A 1,355-nucleotide genomic window follows, 5' to 3' on the forward strand; every position below is an offset into this window, starting at 1 on the left:
GTGTACTATGCAAATTTAAATGACAGGTCATTGCTTACATATTTTACCAGCCTTACGTGCACTTAATGAATAATAAAAATTATTAAAGAATTATATTACTGTTTTCATGAAATCACTAATATCCATATTAACTCCTTTCATGTTAATAAAATTCGTCAAATTACAAATCCTCATCTCCAATTACCGGATAGCAAAATGAACGCTCAAGTAAAATCTCAAAATATCTATAAAAGGCTCAAGTTTTTAATTAAAAAATTACAAACACAATTAGCGAAATACAAAGCTAAAAAAGGCGATTACCGATAATGTTACCCTATCCAAGTCCCGAAATCACTTCGAAGCTTTCTATGACTAACCAAACAACCTTATCCTTACATGCTAATTTTCTTGTCATTAATAAATTAGGAGTGTTAATTATGGGTGAACCTAATATTGGTAAAAGCGAATTAACCCTCGCTTTGCTAGATCGGGGTCACCAAATGGTTTGTGATGATCTGGTTGATCTTGTTTACCAAAATAATCAATTAATCGGTAAGTGTCCTGCAATTACCTGCGGTTATATTTTAATTTCAGATGTTGGAATGATGAATGTCTCTAAGCTTTTCGGAACTAATGCAATTATTTCTCAGTATGAAATTAATTTAATAATTACCTTAATTAAACCTGAGAATAAACTTAAGATTCTAGATCCTTTTAATCCTATCTGCGAAAAGGAAACGATTTTAGAAGTCACCCTCCCTAAAATAATACTTCCTGTTTATACAGGAAGAAATTTACCCCTTTTAATAGAAATCCTGGTACGCAATCAAATCTTAAAAAAAGAAGGCTATGATTCTAGTGTTAATTTTAACAAACATTTAAAATGAGAAAAAATAATGATCCGAAAAAATCTAAAAATTATTAATAAGCTAGGCTTACATGCTCGAGCTGCGATAAAACTCACTAATCTCGCCTCTCGTTACCAAAGCAAAACCTTAGTTCGTTACAATGATCGTGAAGTCAATGCTAAAAGTCTCATGTGCCTTATGGTGCTCGCCATTAACTACGGCTCCGAAATTGAACTTATTATCACCGGAGATGATGAGCAAGAATCTGCTAGAGCTATTGAAGCATTAATTAATAACAAGTTTGGTGAAGAAGAGTAAGTATTAACTACTCCCCTCTTAGATAGGCACTGAAATTTTTATAAAAAGATTGTGGTCGGTGTTTATCAAACAGCACATCATCCTCCCAAAAGAGTAAATTATCCCGAGAAAGTACATCACCCTCAAGAGAAAACATGTAATCTTCAGTAGTTAGCGAGGAATCTCCTAAAAATAGTACATATTTAAGATACTTGATTCTTGTATGTAGAC

At 32.5% G+C, this 1,355-nt stretch carries 3 protein-coding genes; 2 read left to right on the top strand and 1 reads right to left on the bottom strand.

Translation table 11 applies throughout. The features are described from left to right. Nucleotides 1-305: 305 nt before the first annotated feature. Both CLERM_RS00420 and CLERM_RS00425 read left to right on the top strand, forming a co-directional pair. Complete coding sequence (locus CLERM_RS00420; RefSeq protein WP_236905112.1) at nt 306-866, top strand: HPr kinase/phosphorylase; 561 nt, start codon at nt 306-308, stop codon at nt 864-866. Between the two features lie 9 nt (nt 867-875). Next, the gene (locus CLERM_RS00425) at nt 876-1,145 is read left to right on the top strand and encodes an HPr family phosphocarrier protein (RefSeq protein WP_102156657.1); all 270 of its coding nucleotides are present in this window, start codon (nt 876-878) and stop codon (nt 1,143-1,145) included. A 7-nt stretch (nt 1,146-1,152) separates the two neighbouring features. On the opposite strand, the gene CLERM_RS03975 is transcribed toward CLERM_RS00425, so the two are convergent. Continuing rightward, on the bottom strand, nt 1,153-1,355 hold a 203-nt coding region (locus CLERM_RS03975), incomplete at its 5' end, for a hypothetical protein (RefSeq protein ID WP_206602224.1).

Source organism: Coxiella-like endosymbiont (assembly GCF_002871095.1).
GTDB lineage: Bacteria > Pseudomonadota > Gammaproteobacteria > Coxiellales > Coxiellaceae > Coxiella.